This window comes from Erwinia sp. 2186, assembly GCF_057812255.1.
On sequence record NZ_CM173824.1, the window covers coordinates 3,333,670 to 3,347,330 of the forward strand.

Annotated in this window: 9 protein-coding genes; 2 read left to right on the forward strand and 7 right to left on the reverse strand. The window is 56.9% G+C overall.

What is annotated here, in order from left to right; translation table 11 throughout:
• Positions 1–66 precede the first annotated feature (66 nt).
• The 4 genes from ACXKZG_RS15460 to bglX form a co-directional block, all read right to left on the reverse strand.
• On the reverse strand, positions 67–1,962 hold the full coding sequence (locus ACXKZG_RS15460; protein WP_013201405.1) for a methyl-accepting chemotaxis protein: 1,896 nt from the start codon (positions 1,960–1,962) through the stop codon (positions 67–69).
• A gap of 138 nt (positions 1,963–2,100) precedes the next feature.
• Positions 2,101–3,210: a suppressor of fused domain protein gene (locus ACXKZG_RS15465; RefSeq protein ID WP_013201404.1), complete on the reverse strand. Its 1,110-nt coding sequence runs from the start codon at positions 3,208–3,210 to the stop codon at positions 2,101–2,103.
• 122 nt (positions 3,211–3,332) lie between these two features.
• Positions 3,333–4,205, reverse strand: a complete 873-nt coding sequence (locus tag ACXKZG_RS15470) for an oxygenase MpaB family protein (protein ID WP_488875116.1) — start codon at positions 4,203–4,205, stop codon at positions 3,333–3,335.
• A gap of 116 nt (positions 4,206–4,321) precedes the next feature.
• Positions 4,322–6,622 carry a beta-glucosidase BglX gene (bglX, locus tag ACXKZG_RS15475; RefSeq protein ID WP_013201401.1) on the reverse strand — a complete coding sequence of 767 codons (2,301 nt, stop codon included), beginning with the start codon at positions 6,620–6,622 and terminating at the stop codon, positions 4,322–4,324.
• 195 nt (positions 6,623–6,817) lie between these two features.
• Here bglX and dld point away from each other — a divergent pair, with 195 nt between their 5' ends.
• A complete protein-coding gene (gene dld / locus ACXKZG_RS15480; RefSeq protein WP_488875117.1) occupies positions 6,818–8,587 on the forward strand; it encodes a D-lactate dehydrogenase in 1,770 nt (589 codons plus the stop codon).
• On the opposite strand, the gene ACXKZG_RS15485 is transcribed toward dld, so the two are convergent.
• The 3 genes from ACXKZG_RS15485 to ACXKZG_RS15495 form a co-directional block, all read right to left on the reverse strand.
• Positions 8,568–10,997 carry a DUF3772 domain-containing protein gene (locus ACXKZG_RS15485; protein WP_013201399.1) on the reverse strand — a complete coding sequence of 810 codons (2,430 nt, stop codon included), beginning with the start codon at positions 10,995–10,997 and terminating at the stop codon, positions 8,568–8,570. The two genes, dld and ACXKZG_RS15485, sit on opposite strands and share 20 nt — an antisense overlap.
• A gap of 101 nt (positions 10,998–11,098) precedes the next feature.
• On the reverse strand, positions 11,099–12,046 hold the full coding sequence (gene pbpG / locus ACXKZG_RS15490; protein WP_013201398.1) for a D-alanyl-D-alanine endopeptidase: 948 nt from the start codon (positions 12,044–12,046) through the stop codon (positions 11,099–11,101).
• 180 nt (positions 12,047–12,226) lie between these two features.
• Positions 12,227–12,814 carry a Yip1 family protein gene (locus tag ACXKZG_RS15495; protein WP_053145971.1) on the reverse strand — a complete coding sequence of 196 codons (588 nt, stop codon included), beginning with the start codon at positions 12,812–12,814 and terminating at the stop codon, positions 12,227–12,229.
• Between the two features lie 211 nt (positions 12,815–13,025).
• Here ACXKZG_RS15495 and ACXKZG_RS15500 point away from each other — a divergent pair, with 211 nt between their 5' ends.
• Positions 13,026–13,655: a DedA family protein gene (locus ACXKZG_RS15500; protein WP_049789592.1), complete on the forward strand. Its 630-nt coding sequence runs from the start codon at positions 13,026–13,028 to the stop codon at positions 13,653–13,655.
• The last annotated feature ends 6 nt before the right edge of the window (positions 13,656–13,661 follow it).

The following is a 13,661-nucleotide window of genomic DNA, read 5'->3' on the forward strand; positions in this document are numbered from 1 at the left end:
GCAAGAAATCGTGCGAAATTATGACAGGGCAGCATAAAGCTGCCCTGTTAGCGGCGGGACGGAGGATTATAACTTGAAGCTGCTGACCACTAACTCCAGCTGAACGCTTTGCTCTTCCATCGCCTGGGCGGCGGCGGAAACCTGTTCAACCAGCGAGGCGTTCTGCTGGGTGGTGCTGTCCAGTTGGGTGATGGCGGTGTTCACCTGGTCAATGCCCATACTCTGCTCGCGGCTGGCAGACATGATTTCTGACATTAAGGTGGTGACGCTGCTGACACCGTTCATCAGCTCATCCATGGTGCTGCCGGCTTCCTGCACCAGCTGGCTTCCCTGATCGATATTCGCCACCGATTCTTCAATCAGTTTCTTAATCTCACGGGCAGAGTTGGCTGAACGCTGGGCCAGATTACGCACTTCTGAGGCGACCACCGCAAATCCACGGCCCTGCTCACCGGCACGCGCCGCTTCGACCGCCGCATTCAGTGCCAGAATGTTGGTCTGAAAAGCGATGCTGTCGATCACGCTGATGATATCGACCACCTTACGGGAAGAGGTGTTGATCTCGCCCATGGTGACCACCACCTGTTTCACCACGTTGGAACCGCGCGCGGCAACGCGAGACGCATCGCCCGCCAGCTGGTTGGCATGGGTGGCGTTATCGGCGTTCTGACGCACGGTGCCGGTTAACTCTTCCATCGAAGCCGCCGTCTGCACAATAGAGCTGGACTGCTCTTCCGTCCTGGCGGACAGATCGAGGTTGCCGCTGGCAATCTCTTTCGACGCCGAGGTGATCGCCATCGCGCTCTCACCCACCTGCCGGATCAGCCCCTGCAGGTATTCAATAAAGTTGTTGAAGCTCTGGGCAACCGCATTGAATTCCGGGCTGCTGCTGTTGGGCAGGCGCTGCGTCAAATCCGCACCGCCGGTCGACAGCGCCAGAATGTTGTCATTCAGGCCGGACAGACGTTTCATCATGGTACGGATAAAGCCCAGCAGCACCAGCAACAGCAGGATTGCTAATGGGATTTGTACCAGGCCCAGACGAGTCAGGATCGAGTTGGTTTGTTTGGACAGTAACGCCGTCGGGACGTCGCTGGCGATAAACCACGGACTGCCGCTGATCTGCTGCACAAACAGCGTATGGTTGCCGTCTTCACCGTCATAGGTGCTCTGCGACGCTTCGCTGCCGGCCGATGTCAGCGCGGTGCGCAGGGAGGCCGCCATTGGCGTGGTCAGCTCGCTCAGGTTACGCAGTTTCGGCGTGCTGTCGATCAGGCTGGCATCGCCAACGACCTTGCCGTCAGCTTCGACAATCAGCACCTGGCCCTGCACCGCATCGCCCATCTCTTTCGCCAGATGGTTGAAGAAGCCCAGCGTCACGTCGATGGTGGCAACGCCCCAGGCTGCGCCGTTGCGATAGATGCCCATCGCGCAGTTGGTACGGGGTTGAGGGCTGGCCGCATCCTGATAGGCTTTCGCCCAGGCACACTGGCCTTTGGCCGCCGCCAGGCCGTCTTTATACCAGGACTGCTCATAGTAATTTGGCGCTTCGGCGGAGTTCCAGAAGGTGTTGACCTGCAGGGTGTTGCTGCTGTCACGGGCAAAAAACGTACTGAACTTATCTTTCGCCGCATCACGCATTTTTGGCAGTGGCCAGATGCCGCCGCCAAACACGTTAACGTCCTGATACTGGTTCACTAACGCCGGTAACACGGTGTCGATAGCCGCGCTGTCGAGCACCGCAGCGGATTCCGTGATGCTGCGCTGTTGCGCCTGGATACGGTTCATCATTTCAGTAATGCGTGCACCGATCGTTTCCACTTCATAACGCACCAGACGACTCTCATTGGTCGTGAGCTGGGGCGCAACAAACATTTTAATCACCACTACCGTGATCAACAGCAGTAACGCAAAAAAGCCGACGATCAGGAGGGTAAATCTGGCCTGGGTTGTTTTCAACATGACGAGCCCCACTCAACTCAATCAGGCACAATTGCCTGATCGGGTTAACGGCCGCTGACAGGGAAACTTGATGTGACATCCGTCTCATTTCAGACAAATGTTTTGCTGAAGCGCTCCGGTTGGATCGCCTGGCAGAATTTAATTCTGTGAATCAACCACCTGCGGGCGGGGGCGGAAAACGTGGTTACAGCCTTCCTGACGCAATCTTTCCACCAGCTGGTTGCCGCCGCTCTCTTCCGCTTCGGCCAGTTCACGTTCAGCGGTGGTGACCGGCGTGGTCCACAGCAGGTTGACCTTCTCGCCGTCGCGTTTCGGCAATTTGAACTGCCCTGCTTCGCCGCTCAGTTCACCTGAGATCAGGAAGCCTTCAAAGCCGACCGGTGCCACCGACGATTCCAGCGTATGGCCTTCGCCCAACCAGCTGAGACGCGCCCAGGGGAAATGCGCGAAGCTGGCCAGTGCGCTGGCCATCTGTACCGCGTTTTCTTCGGTCATGACCTCAGCATCGATGGCCATCGCCAGCTCAACGCGGCGGTGTTGCCCGGCCAGATCCTCAAACAGAAAATCAACCCACGGCATCGGGCGGATGCTCATCCCCAGGGTCAGGAAATACCAGCTGCCCTGATGATAATGTTGTGAGATCGCCATCGGCGGCCAGTTTCCCTGGTCGATGGAGTAGTACTTGAGGGATTCCCCGTACTGCGCTTCGTAGCAGGCGATCATTTCGCGCTGCATCGGGTCCCACAGATGACCGTCATGCCAGTCACGCCAGAAATGGCGGTGCTTTTCAGCCTGAGCATAGTAGTCGTTGGTGGAGGCCGAGCCCAACGGCGCGGTCAACCGGTTCTCTTTAATGCAGCCGGCAGAGAAGCTAACCTGCTTGTTTTGATAGAGGCTCCAGCCAGGGATCACCGCCAGTAATTGCCCCTGATACCACAGCGCCGCGCCGTCATCGGCCGGTTCCCAGATAATCTGTAACCCGGCAGGATCGAGCATCGGTTCGGCCTGCAAGGTGCGGCAGTATTCAGCGCTAAGTAACGGCGGGATCCCCTGCTCCATCGACGCGAGGTCTTCGCTGGCAGGGGCAGGCAACAGGTTGCGCAACCAGCAGCCGCGCACCGCAAACTGGCTGCGGAACCCTTCGGCAGGCCACAGATAGAAATAGGCGGTACGCTCATCCTGTTCAACCCTGGCGATCAGCGTTTGTTGCTGATTGTGGACTTCAGCAATCCGGTACGACTGTGTCATAAAGCCTCGACAATGGATGTAGGGGGATCCTTTTCCCGGAGAATAGGGCAGGATGTCCCGATGTGCCACGTCGGAGCAAGGGTAAAAGTCTCAAAAATGCGCGTCAGGCGGGTTTTCTGGCGCTAAACCTCCCTGCCCATCCGCTGCATCGCGCGTTGATAGGCACCCCGACGGATGGACCAGCGCAGGGCTTTTGCCAGCAGGTTGATACGCAGGCGGATCAGGCGGCGGCGCAACGGGGAAAAGCGAAAGCCGAACTGCTGCTGCGCCCATTCTGGCAGCAGCTCAATGCCGGCCATCAGCATTGCCTTCATCGCCGGACGTGCCTGCCAGCTCGGTGCCGGCGCATTCATCAGTATCGACAACACTTCGCGGGTGCGCTCGTCGCAGCGCAGCTGGGGCTGCATCGCCAGCAGATAGGCCTCCACCTCATCAACCGATTTGGGGACCTGCTCAGCGCCCAGCGCTTCGGCGACCACGGCGGCTTCGGCGTAATAGCGGTCCTGCTCGGCCAGACTGAGCTGCGGGTTTTTGTAACGTACGTGCGAGGCCAGGAAACGGCTGGTTTCAGCCACATGCACCCAGGTCAGTAAACGGGGATCGCTGGCGGCGTATTCAACACCCTGCGCATCGACGCCGGTAACCTGCAAATGGATGCGCCTGACCCGCTCAATCAGCGTCTGGGCATCCACCGTGTTACCAAAGGTGGTGACGGCGATAAACTGGCTGGTCCGCCGCAGTCTTCCCATCATATCCGAACGGAAAGTCGAGTGATCCCACACGCCGGCCAGCGCCAGCGGATGCAGCATCTGCATCAGCAACGCCGATATGCCGCCGCACAGCATGGAGGAAAAATCACCGTGTACCCGCCAGATCACGCTGTCAGGGCCATATAAGCCCGGATCGCCCGCAGGCGTTGAGAGATCAAACTCGTTCATTGCCAGCCCATTTAATCGAAAGACCTGTTGCTGAATTCTGTCGCGAAACGAAGGCATAAGGGTGCTAGATTCCTGTTAAATAAACAAAGGGACGAATAAATTCGTCCCTCAGAGTGTGGCATTAACCGGCGTAACGCTTTTATCCGGTTTATGCGCTCAGGATGTGCGAACCGTTACAGGTAGGTGAATTCCGCATCGGTGGTGCGGGCAGAATCCAGCCCGATCATCACATTGAATTTACCCGGTTCAGCCACCTGTTGCATCTTCGCGTTCCAGAACTTCAGCGCGTTAACATCAATCGGGAAGGTCACCGTCTGCGACTCACCCGCTTTCAGCATGATGCGCTTAAAGCCCTTCAGCTCTTTCACCGGGCGGCTGATGCTCGCCATCTCGTCATGCAGATACATCTGCACCACGGTGGCACCATCACGATCGCCGGTATTGGTCACCGTCACGCTGGCATTCACCGTGCCATTACGTGGCATGGTGGCAGCGGACATTTTCACTGGCGACAGCGTAAAGGTGGTGTAGCTCAGACCATATCCAAACGGGAACAGTGGACCGTTAGCCGCATCGTAATAATGCGAGGTGTACTTGTTAGGTCTGGTGAAGTCATACGGACGACCGGTGTTCAGGTGATTGTAGTAAATCGGGATCTGACCAACCGAGCGCGGGAAGGACATCGGCAGTTTGCCCGACGGGTTGTAATCACCAAACAGCACATCGGCAATGGCGTTACCGCCTTCGGTGCCGCTGAACCAGCTTTCCAGCAGCGCATCCGCCTGCATATTCTCTTTCACCATCGCCAGCGGACGACCATTCATCATCACCAGCACCAGCGGTTTGCCGGTGGCTTTTAACGCATCAATCAGCGTCAGCTGGCTTGGCGGAATGGTGATATCGCTGCGGCTGGATGCCTCATGCGCCATCCCCTGCGACTCGCCCACGACCGCCACGATCACGTCCGCTTTTTTCGCGGTGGCCACCGCTTCATCCAGCATCTGCTTCGGCGTGCGCGGATCGACGATCACCGAGCCTTTCTCATACTGGTTGAGGAAGTCCTGAATCGCTTTGTTGTCGGTAATATTGGCGCCTTTGGCATACAGCACCGTCGCCTTATCACCGAGGGCATTTTTCACCCCCTGCAATACGCTGACCGACTGATTAGCCTTACCGGCGGCAGACCAGCTGCCCATAATGTCACGCTGGCTGTCGGCCAGTGGCCCAATCAGCGCCACGGTGCCGGATTTCTTCAGCGGCAAGGTTTCCAGACGGTTCTTCAACAGCACTATGCTTTTACGCGCCACATCGCGCGCGTCGGCACGGTGCAGGCGGCTTTCCGCATTGGTATCCACCGGGTCGCTCTCTTTCGGGCCCAGATGGCTGTACGGGTCGTTAAACAGCCCCATATCATATTTCACGTTCAGCACGTGGCGCACGGCATCGTCGATCTCTTTCTCGCTCACCGCGCCATTTTTTACCAGTCCCGGCAAGTACTTGCTGTAGTACTCGTCGCTCATACTCATGTTCACGCCTGACTGAATGGCAATGCGCACCGCATCCTGCGGATCGCTGGCCACGCCGTGCTTCATCAACTCTTTAATCGCGCCGTGATCGCTGATGGTAATGCCTTTAAAGTGCCACTGATCGCGCAGCAGATCTTTCAGCAACCAGCTGTCCGCCGTTGCCGGCACGCCGTTCAGCGAGTTCAGCGCCACCATCACGCCGCCACTGCCGGCATCCAGCGCCGCTTTATAAGGCGGCAGATAATCCTGCGCCAGACGCTGTGGGCTCATATCCACGGTGTTGTAATCACGTCCGCCTTCCACGGCGCCATAGCCCGCAAAATGCTTCACGCTGGTCATCACCGAGTAGCGATCCGCCGGGCTTTTACCCTGCATGGATTCCACCAGCGTGCGGCCCATCGCCGACGTCAGGTAGGTGTCCTCGCCAAAGCCTTCGGATACCCGGCCCCAACGCGGTTCGCGGGTGACGTCCACCATCGGTGCCCAGGTCATATTCAGACCATCATCTGCCGCTTCATAGGCTGAAACGCGGCCGACGTTTGCCACCGCATCCAGATCCCAGGTGGCCGCAAGCCCTAACGGGATCGGGAAAACGGTACGCTGACCGTGCACCACGTCATAGGCGAAAAACAGTGGGATTTTCAGGCGGCTAAGCTGCATCACCTGATCCTGCATCGCGCGGATATTGTCACGGGTGACGGTATTAAAGATCGCCCCAACCTGCTCATGTTTGATCATCTCGCGGATGGCTTCTTTCGGGTTGTCCGGCCCGACGCTGATCAATCTCAGCTGCCCTATTTTTTCATCCAGGGTCATTTTCTTCAGCAAATTCGTCACGAACGCATCACGGGCTTCAGGGGTGAGCGGATGTGGGCCAAACAGGTCTTCAGCAAAAGCCGGCTGCAAGGTTAAGGCGGCAGCGAGGCTGACAGAGCAAATCCATTTCATCAGGTTGGTTTCTCTCAAATAACTGCGGAGCAAAAAGAGTCTGGGTGACAAAGTCGTAAGATGGGCAGTGTGCCATAACTTCAGGATAGCAGGTAGTTTTCAACGTACTGGCGCGATCCGCGTCAGATTTTTGCTGCCGCCGACCGCAGCGGGAGCTGCTAAAGTTAGGGCGTGTCAAATAAAAGGACAAAGGATATGCACAACACTTCCCCTACGGGCAAACTGGTGGCCGACTTGCGCCGCATCGTGGGCCGCAATCATCTTCTTACCGATCCCCAACAAACCGCGCGCTATCGCACCGGCTTTCGCTCTGGTCAGGGTGACGCGCTGGCGGTGATTTTCCCCGGCTCCCTGCTGGAACAATGGCGCATTCTGCAGGCCTGCGTCGCCGCCGATGTCATCGTGCTGATGCAGGCGGCGAATACCGGCCTGACCGAAGGCTCAACGCCGAACGGCAACGATTACGAGCGCGATATCGTGATTATCAGCACCCTGCGGATGGATAAAATTCAGCTGCTGGATCAGGGCAAACAGGTGCTGGCTTTTCCGGGCAGCACGCTGTATCAACTGGAAAAGGTGCTGAAACCGCTGGGACGCGAGCCGCACTCGGTGATTGGATCGTCCTGCATCGGCGCATCCGTGCTCGGTGGCGTGTGCAATAACTCCGGCGGTTCGCTGATTAAACGCGGGCCCGCTTACAGCGAGATGGCGCTGTATGCGCAGGTGGATGCGCAGGGCAAACTGAAGCTGGTCAACCATTTAGGGATGGATTTAGGCACCACGCCGGAACAGATCCTCAGCCGGCTGGACGACGAAACCTGGCAGCCCGAGGCGGTGAAATACGACCAGCGCCTGGCGTCCGACAACGATTATGCCGACCGCGTGCGCGACGTCGAGGCGGACACCCCTTCACGTTTTAATGCCGACGCCCGCCGATTATTTGAAGCGTCCGGCTGTGCGGGCAAGCTGGCGGTGTTTGCCGTGCGGCTGGATACCTTTGTCAGCGAGAAGCAACAGCAGGTGTTTTATCTCGGCACCAACGATCCCGACGTGCTGGACGAACTTCGCCGCCATATGCTGCAACACTTCAGCCATCTTCCGGTGGCGGCAGAGTATATGCACCGCGATATTTTCGATATCGCCGAGGTCTACGGCAAAGATACCTTTGTGATGATCGACAAGCTCGGCACCGATAAGATGCCGCTGTTCTTTACCCTGAAGGGCCGTACCGACGCCTTGCTTAAGCCTGTTTCGTTCCTGAAACCGAACTTCAGCGATCGGCTGCTGCAAAAAATCAGCAAGGCGTTACCGTCACATCTGCCCAAACGGATGAAAGCCTACCGCGACCGCTTTGAACACCATCTGATGATTAAGATGTCGGGCGACGGGATTGGCGAAGCGCGGGACTATCTGACGACGTATTTCGCCCAGGCGGACGGCGAGTTCTTTGAATGTACGCCGGATGAAGGCAGCAAAGCCTTCCTGCATCGCTTTGCCGCAGCGGGTGCGGCCGTGCGCTATCACGCGGTGCATCACGATGAAGTGGAGGATATTCTGGCGCTGGATATCGCGCTGCGCCGTAACGATCGCGACTGGTTTGAACGCTTACCGGCAGAATTCGATGATGCGCTGGTGCACCGTCTCTATTACGGCCACTTCTTCTGCCATGTTTTCCATCAGGATTACATTGTCAAAAAAGGGGTCGATGTCCATGCGCTGAAAGAGAAGATGTTGGCGATGCTGGCCGATCGCGGTGCGGAGTACCCGGCTGAACATAACGTCGGGCATTTGTATGCCGCTAAACCGCAGCTGAAGGCGTTCTATCAGCAGTTGGATCCGACCAACAGCTTTAACCCTGGGATTGGGAAAACCACTAAAGCGAAATACTGGGGAGAATGTGGATGCGGTGCGCCGTCTGCTGTTCACAGCGGCGCACCGGACGAGGTTACTCCTCAGGATCCTTAACCATCAGCGTGCCGTTACGTTGCTCGACAATCATGGTTTGCGGCGTGGATAACACCACGCCCTCTTTGCGCAGTCGGGTCAGGATATCGAACAGCAGATCGCTCTTCGCGCCGGATACCTGACGCGGGCTGGCGACGTTACCGGTGACTGACAGCACGATGCCCGCCGACGTCAGATCCTTGAACGAGACGGATGGTTCCGGATTTTCCAGAATACGTTCGTTTTCGTTATACACTTCCAGCAACAGATCGCGCACCTGCTCAGGATTGATATCCAGCGGGAAGGTCAGCGTAATGGTCGCCACCCCCTGCGCATTGCCCATGGTGGCGTTACGCACGTTCTGCGAGATCAGCTGCGAGTTCGGCACAATCACCGTCGATTTATCGCTCAGCTGGATTTCGGTGGCACGCACGTTAATACGGCGAATATCCCCTTCAATGCCGCTGATACTGACCAGATCGCCAACCTTCACCGGACGTTCGGTTAACAGGATCAGACCGGAGATAAAGTTCTTCACAATCTCCTGCAAGCCAAAACCGATACCGACCGACAAGGCGCTGACGATCCAGGCCAGCTTGTTCCATTGCAGCCCCATAATCGACAGGGCCAGCAGGAACACCATCACGTAACCGAGGTTGCTGAACAGCGTAATCAGCGAGACGCGCATGCCCGCGTCCATGGTGGTTTTCGGCAGGAAATCGGTATCCAGCCAGCGCTTAACCGACCGCAGCACGTAAATGCCGACCACCAGGGTGATCAACGCATTCAGCACGTGGGCCGGAACGATGTTCAGCGTTTCCAGGCCTTTGCCGCCCCAGAATTCGATCGCCTTCTGCACCAGTTCAATCGGCGTTGAGCTACCGAACGTGCCGTTCAACACCGCCATGGCAGCGGCCAGCACCAGAATCGTTTTACCGAGTCCGGCCAGCAGTGCAGCAACCTGCGCCAGATGACGTTCATCGATGTTCAGCGAGCGCTGGATACTTTTGCCGGAAGCGTTATTGGTGGAGAACAGGCTTTCACAGCCGTCGGCCATCAGCTGGCTGAGAATATAGAACGAGCCGAAGACGATGCCCATCCAGATCAGTTCATAGCTCAGGAAGCGCGCCAGGGTGACGTAACCAATCACCAGCGTCACCATGATCGAAATACCGAACAGGGTGATCGCCATCTGGATCAGCCCGACCAGCGTCGACTTGGCTTCCGGCTGCTGGCCGGCCAGCAACATTTTGCGGCGAACGCGGTTGGTGCGGAAGCTGATCGATAAGGCGGTAAAGCCGATCAGCAGCGCGGTTAAGCCGTTGGCGAAAATGGTGGTGCCAACGCTGGTGTTGGCGCTGCTGTTGAGGATTTCTACCGTCTGGAAAACAAACACCAGACCTGCGGTCAGCGGCGGGAACGGTTTTAACGCGGTGGCCACTTCATTCGAGATATTCGGCAGGCGCCACGACGGACGGCGCGTGGAGAGGAACGCCCTGCCCAGCCCGGCAATCAGGCCGCACAGAATACTCAGGCCGACCAGTTTGTCGGCGAAATCACGCACGTCATCCACCACGTTATCGTGACGGGTAAAGGCGAGATCGAGGAAATTAAACGCCAGCACCACTGCAGCGAGCGTGGTTAACGCGGTTGCTGCCGCGAGGAAGCTGCGACGCAGGCGGCCTTCCGGCAGCAAATGAATGCCAACCCAGGCCAGAAACTCTTCCAGATAGCGACGACCTAAAGTGGCCACCAGCACGGACATCACCACCCACAATACGGTGCCGACACGCCAGCCGGGTTCCCATGAAAGCACGGCGGTATCTTTCAGTTCATCAACAAAGTCACTGACCTTATCGCCGTCATCGCTCTGGGTATTGAACAACGGAGACCAGAAACGCGGGCCAAAAATACTGCCGGCATTCAGTGCCAGCTGGGTTTTCAGCGCATCGCGGCGCAGGTTAACGATTTGCGCAGAGAGGTTAATGGCACCGCTTTTGATCGCTTCGGCCTGCTTAACCTGGTCATCCATTTTGCTTTTCTGGCTTTCCAGATTTTTGCGTTTGCTGGTGACTTCCGCGGTTTCTTTTACCCCGCTTTCCGGCTTGGGTGCCGGGCCCAGGACGCCTAACTGCGCCTGCAGCTGGGCGCGCTGTGGAATAATGCCCTGCATCAGAGTATCGGCGTCGCCGGAGAGTTCCAGCGCCATATCGTTCAGCGCACTGAGTTTGCTGTCGTTGCTCTCGCCAGAAACCTGCTGCTTAATTTTATCCAGCACCTTCTGCATTTTAGGCAGCTCAACCGCGGCGTTGACCTTCACAGGCGCATCGCTGGTTTGTTGAGTGGTGTCATCGGCAGCCTGTGCCATCACCGGGGAGAGGGTGACCAGACTTAAAAGGAGGATGCGAAAATAGATTAACAACGTAGACATGAAAATTTCCAGGTATCAGATATGGCCGGGCAATCCAGCAGCCTGCGTGCAAGTCTATGCTTTTGCCCGGCCCGACACTATAGGATTCACTAACGAAAACGTTACTCGACGATCTCGGTATTGCTGCCGGTACTGGCCATCTCCGCCGCCTTCTGCTTTTTATAGCTCAGCGCGGACGCGGGCACCGGTGAAATCTTGCCGGTTTCAATCCAGTCACGCAGACGGTTAGCGTCAGCAAAATGGGTATATTTGCCAAAGGCATCCATCACCACCAGCGCCACCGGACGTTGATTGATCACCGTACGCATCACCAGGCAATGCCCCGCTTCATTGGTGAAGCCGGTTTTGGTCAGCTGGATATTCCAGTCCTGACGGTACACCAGGTGGTTGGTGTTACGGAACGGCAAGGTGTAGTTCGGGCTCTTAAACACCGCCATGTCTTCATGGGTGGTGCTGAGCTGGCCAATCAGCGGGTAGCGTTTGGTGGCGATCAGCAGTTTGGTCAGATCGCGCGCCGTCGAGACGTTTTCAATCGACAGGCCGGTGGGCTCCACGTAATGCGTATGGGTCATGCCCAGCGACTGTGCCTTGGCGTTCATCGCCCGGATAAAGGCGTCGTAGCCGCCAGGATAATGGTGGGCCAGGCTGGCTGCGGCACGGTTTTCAGAGGACATCAGCGCCAGCAGCATCATGTTTTTGCGGCTGATTTCACTGTTCAGGCGCACGCGGGAATAGACGCCGCGCATCTCTGGCGTATGGCTGATATCCACGTTCAGCATCTCATCCATCGGCAGATGGGCATCCAGCGTCACCATAACCGTCATCAGCTTGGTGATGGAGGCCATTGGGCGCACCAGATCGGGATGGCTGGCGAAGATCACTTTGTTGGTATTGAGATCGACAATCATCGCACTGCCAGACGCAATCTGCGGCTGTACGATCGGGGCAACATCAGCCAGTTTACTGCTGGCGACGGCCTGGCCCAGCGGGAGCTGAGCGGAGAAAACTAAAGCCAAACTCAGAAGAGACAAGCGAATTTTTGCAGGCATCTTATAAAAACTTAACCGGGAAGTGATTCAGGTGCGGAAAAACCGCACGCCGCCGCCGCGAAAAGCAGGCCACACGGGGGCTGGCAAGCGCATCATACGCTGGCCGCTAAGTATTTTCCTAGTGGATATTCGTTTCTGATGATGAATGAGACGCCGCCGGGATCCCGGCGGCGAAAAGCGTTAGAAAAGCTGATATCCGTAGCCCCAAAGCACCACGGTCAGGGCCAGTAAAACCTCAAGAACCAACACCCCAATTGCCAGCGTCGATCCGGAAAAACGCATGCTCTCTTCTTTGTCGATATTGAGGAACAGCGGAATGCCGACGTACAGCAGATACCCGGTGTACACCAGCGCCAGCGTACCGACAAACAGGCACAGCCAGACCAGCGGATAAAGCGCCACTAACCCACTGATAAACAGCGGTGTGGCCACATAGCCGGCAAACACCGTACAGCGCTGCAGGCTGGGACGCTGCGGATAATCCCGCGCCATCCAGTGAATCACCCGGCCCATCACCGCCACGCCGCCGAGGATCACCGCATAAAACAGGATCGCCAGGCCGAAGGCGGTCACCATCGATAAGGCGATGGTCTGTCGTGCGCCGAGATCCCAGCCAAGTTGAGTGGTGCCGATAAACGCGCAGATCACCGGGATCAGCGCCAGTAACAGGACGTGGTGAGTGTAATGGTGAGAGACGGTTTCGTTCTCTTGTTTGATGTCACGCATCTCACGGTCGGGATGCGCAAGAAGTCCCCATACATGGTTCATATCTTCACTCCTCTACTCGGAAAGGCCGCAATCTGCGCGGATTGTCTTCAAGTATAAGTGGCCGTGAACTGTTTGTTTTTTCCACAGGGAAACTTTGTGCTAATCACTTCAATTTGCAGTGAAAATAAACCGCCTTCGCAACATCTTTCATCACGGTTTAAGCCAAAGCAGTTAGACTTAGGGGTTTGTTGCGCATCGACCGGAGGAGATCATGCATATGGACGTCAACAGTCTGATATCACAATACGGTTACTGGGCGCTGTTTATCGGCTGTATAGCCGAAGGGGAAACCTTCACCTTGCTCGGCGGTATTGCCGCCCATGAAGGGTTATTACATTACGGCTGGGTGGTGCTGGTGGCGATGGCCGGTGGCATTCTCGGTGACACCGCGCTGTTCTTTATCGGGCGTCACTATGGCGACAGCCTGCTAAAGCGCTTTAAGAAACACCAGAAGCAGATCAATAAAGCCAACAAGCTGATCCGTAAACGGCCGGTGCTGTTTGTGATTGGCGTGCGCTTTATGTATGGCCTGCGCATTGTCGGCCCGATCATCATCGGGGCCAGTAAGCTGAAGCCGCAAAAGTTCCTGCTGTTGAACGTGATTGGCGCTGTGCTGTGGGCGGTGATCTTTGTTTCTCTCGGCTATCTCGGTGGCCAGGTGATTGCGCCATGGCTGCATACCATCGATCGCCATCTGAAGCAGATTTTCTGGGTGGTATTGAGCCTGGCGCTGGTGTGGGGCGTGCGTCTCTATCTGAAGCGGCGCTCAAACAATGAGAAAGACGACGAGGACGAGGATCAGGGTTCTCAGGATGAAAGCAGCAACCGACCGCAACACTAGCGCAGC

What these genes read in the sequence shown, in the direction of transcription:
- ACXKZG_RS15460 (WP_013201405.1), bottom strand. Translation starts at nt 1,962, where the DNA reads ATGTTGAAAACAACCCAGGCCAGATTTACCCTCCTGATCGTCGGCTTT.
- ACXKZG_RS15465 (WP_013201404.1), bottom strand. Translation starts at nt 3,210, where the DNA reads ATGACACAGTCGTACCGGATTGCTGAAGTCCACAATCAGCAACAAACG.
- ACXKZG_RS15470 (WP_488875116.1), bottom strand. Translation starts at nt 4,205, where the DNA reads ATGCCTTCGTTTCGCGACAGAATTCAGCAACAGGTCTTTCGATTAAAT.
- bglX (WP_013201401.1), bottom strand. Translation starts at nt 6,622, where the DNA reads ATGAAATGGATTTGCTCTGTCAGCCTCGCTGCCGCCTTAACCTTGCAG.
- dld (WP_488875117.1), top strand. Translation starts at nt 6,818, where the DNA reads ATGCACAACACTTCCCCTACGGGCAAACTGGTGGCCGACTTGCGCCGC.
- ACXKZG_RS15485 (WP_013201399.1), bottom strand. Translation starts at nt 10,997, where the DNA reads ATGTCTACGTTGTTAATCTATTTTCGCATCCTCCTTTTAAGTCTGGTC.
- pbpG (WP_013201398.1), bottom strand. Translation starts at nt 12,046, where the DNA reads ATGCCTGCAAAAATTCGCTTGTCTCTTCTGAGTTTGGCTTTAGTTTTC.
- ACXKZG_RS15495 (WP_053145971.1), bottom strand. Translation starts at nt 12,814, where the DNA reads ATGAACCATGTATGGGGACTTCTTGCGCATCCCGACCGTGAGATGCGT.
- ACXKZG_RS15500 (WP_049789592.1), top strand. Translation starts at nt 13,026, where the DNA reads ATGCATATGGACGTCAACAGTCTGATATCACAATACGGTTACTGGGCG.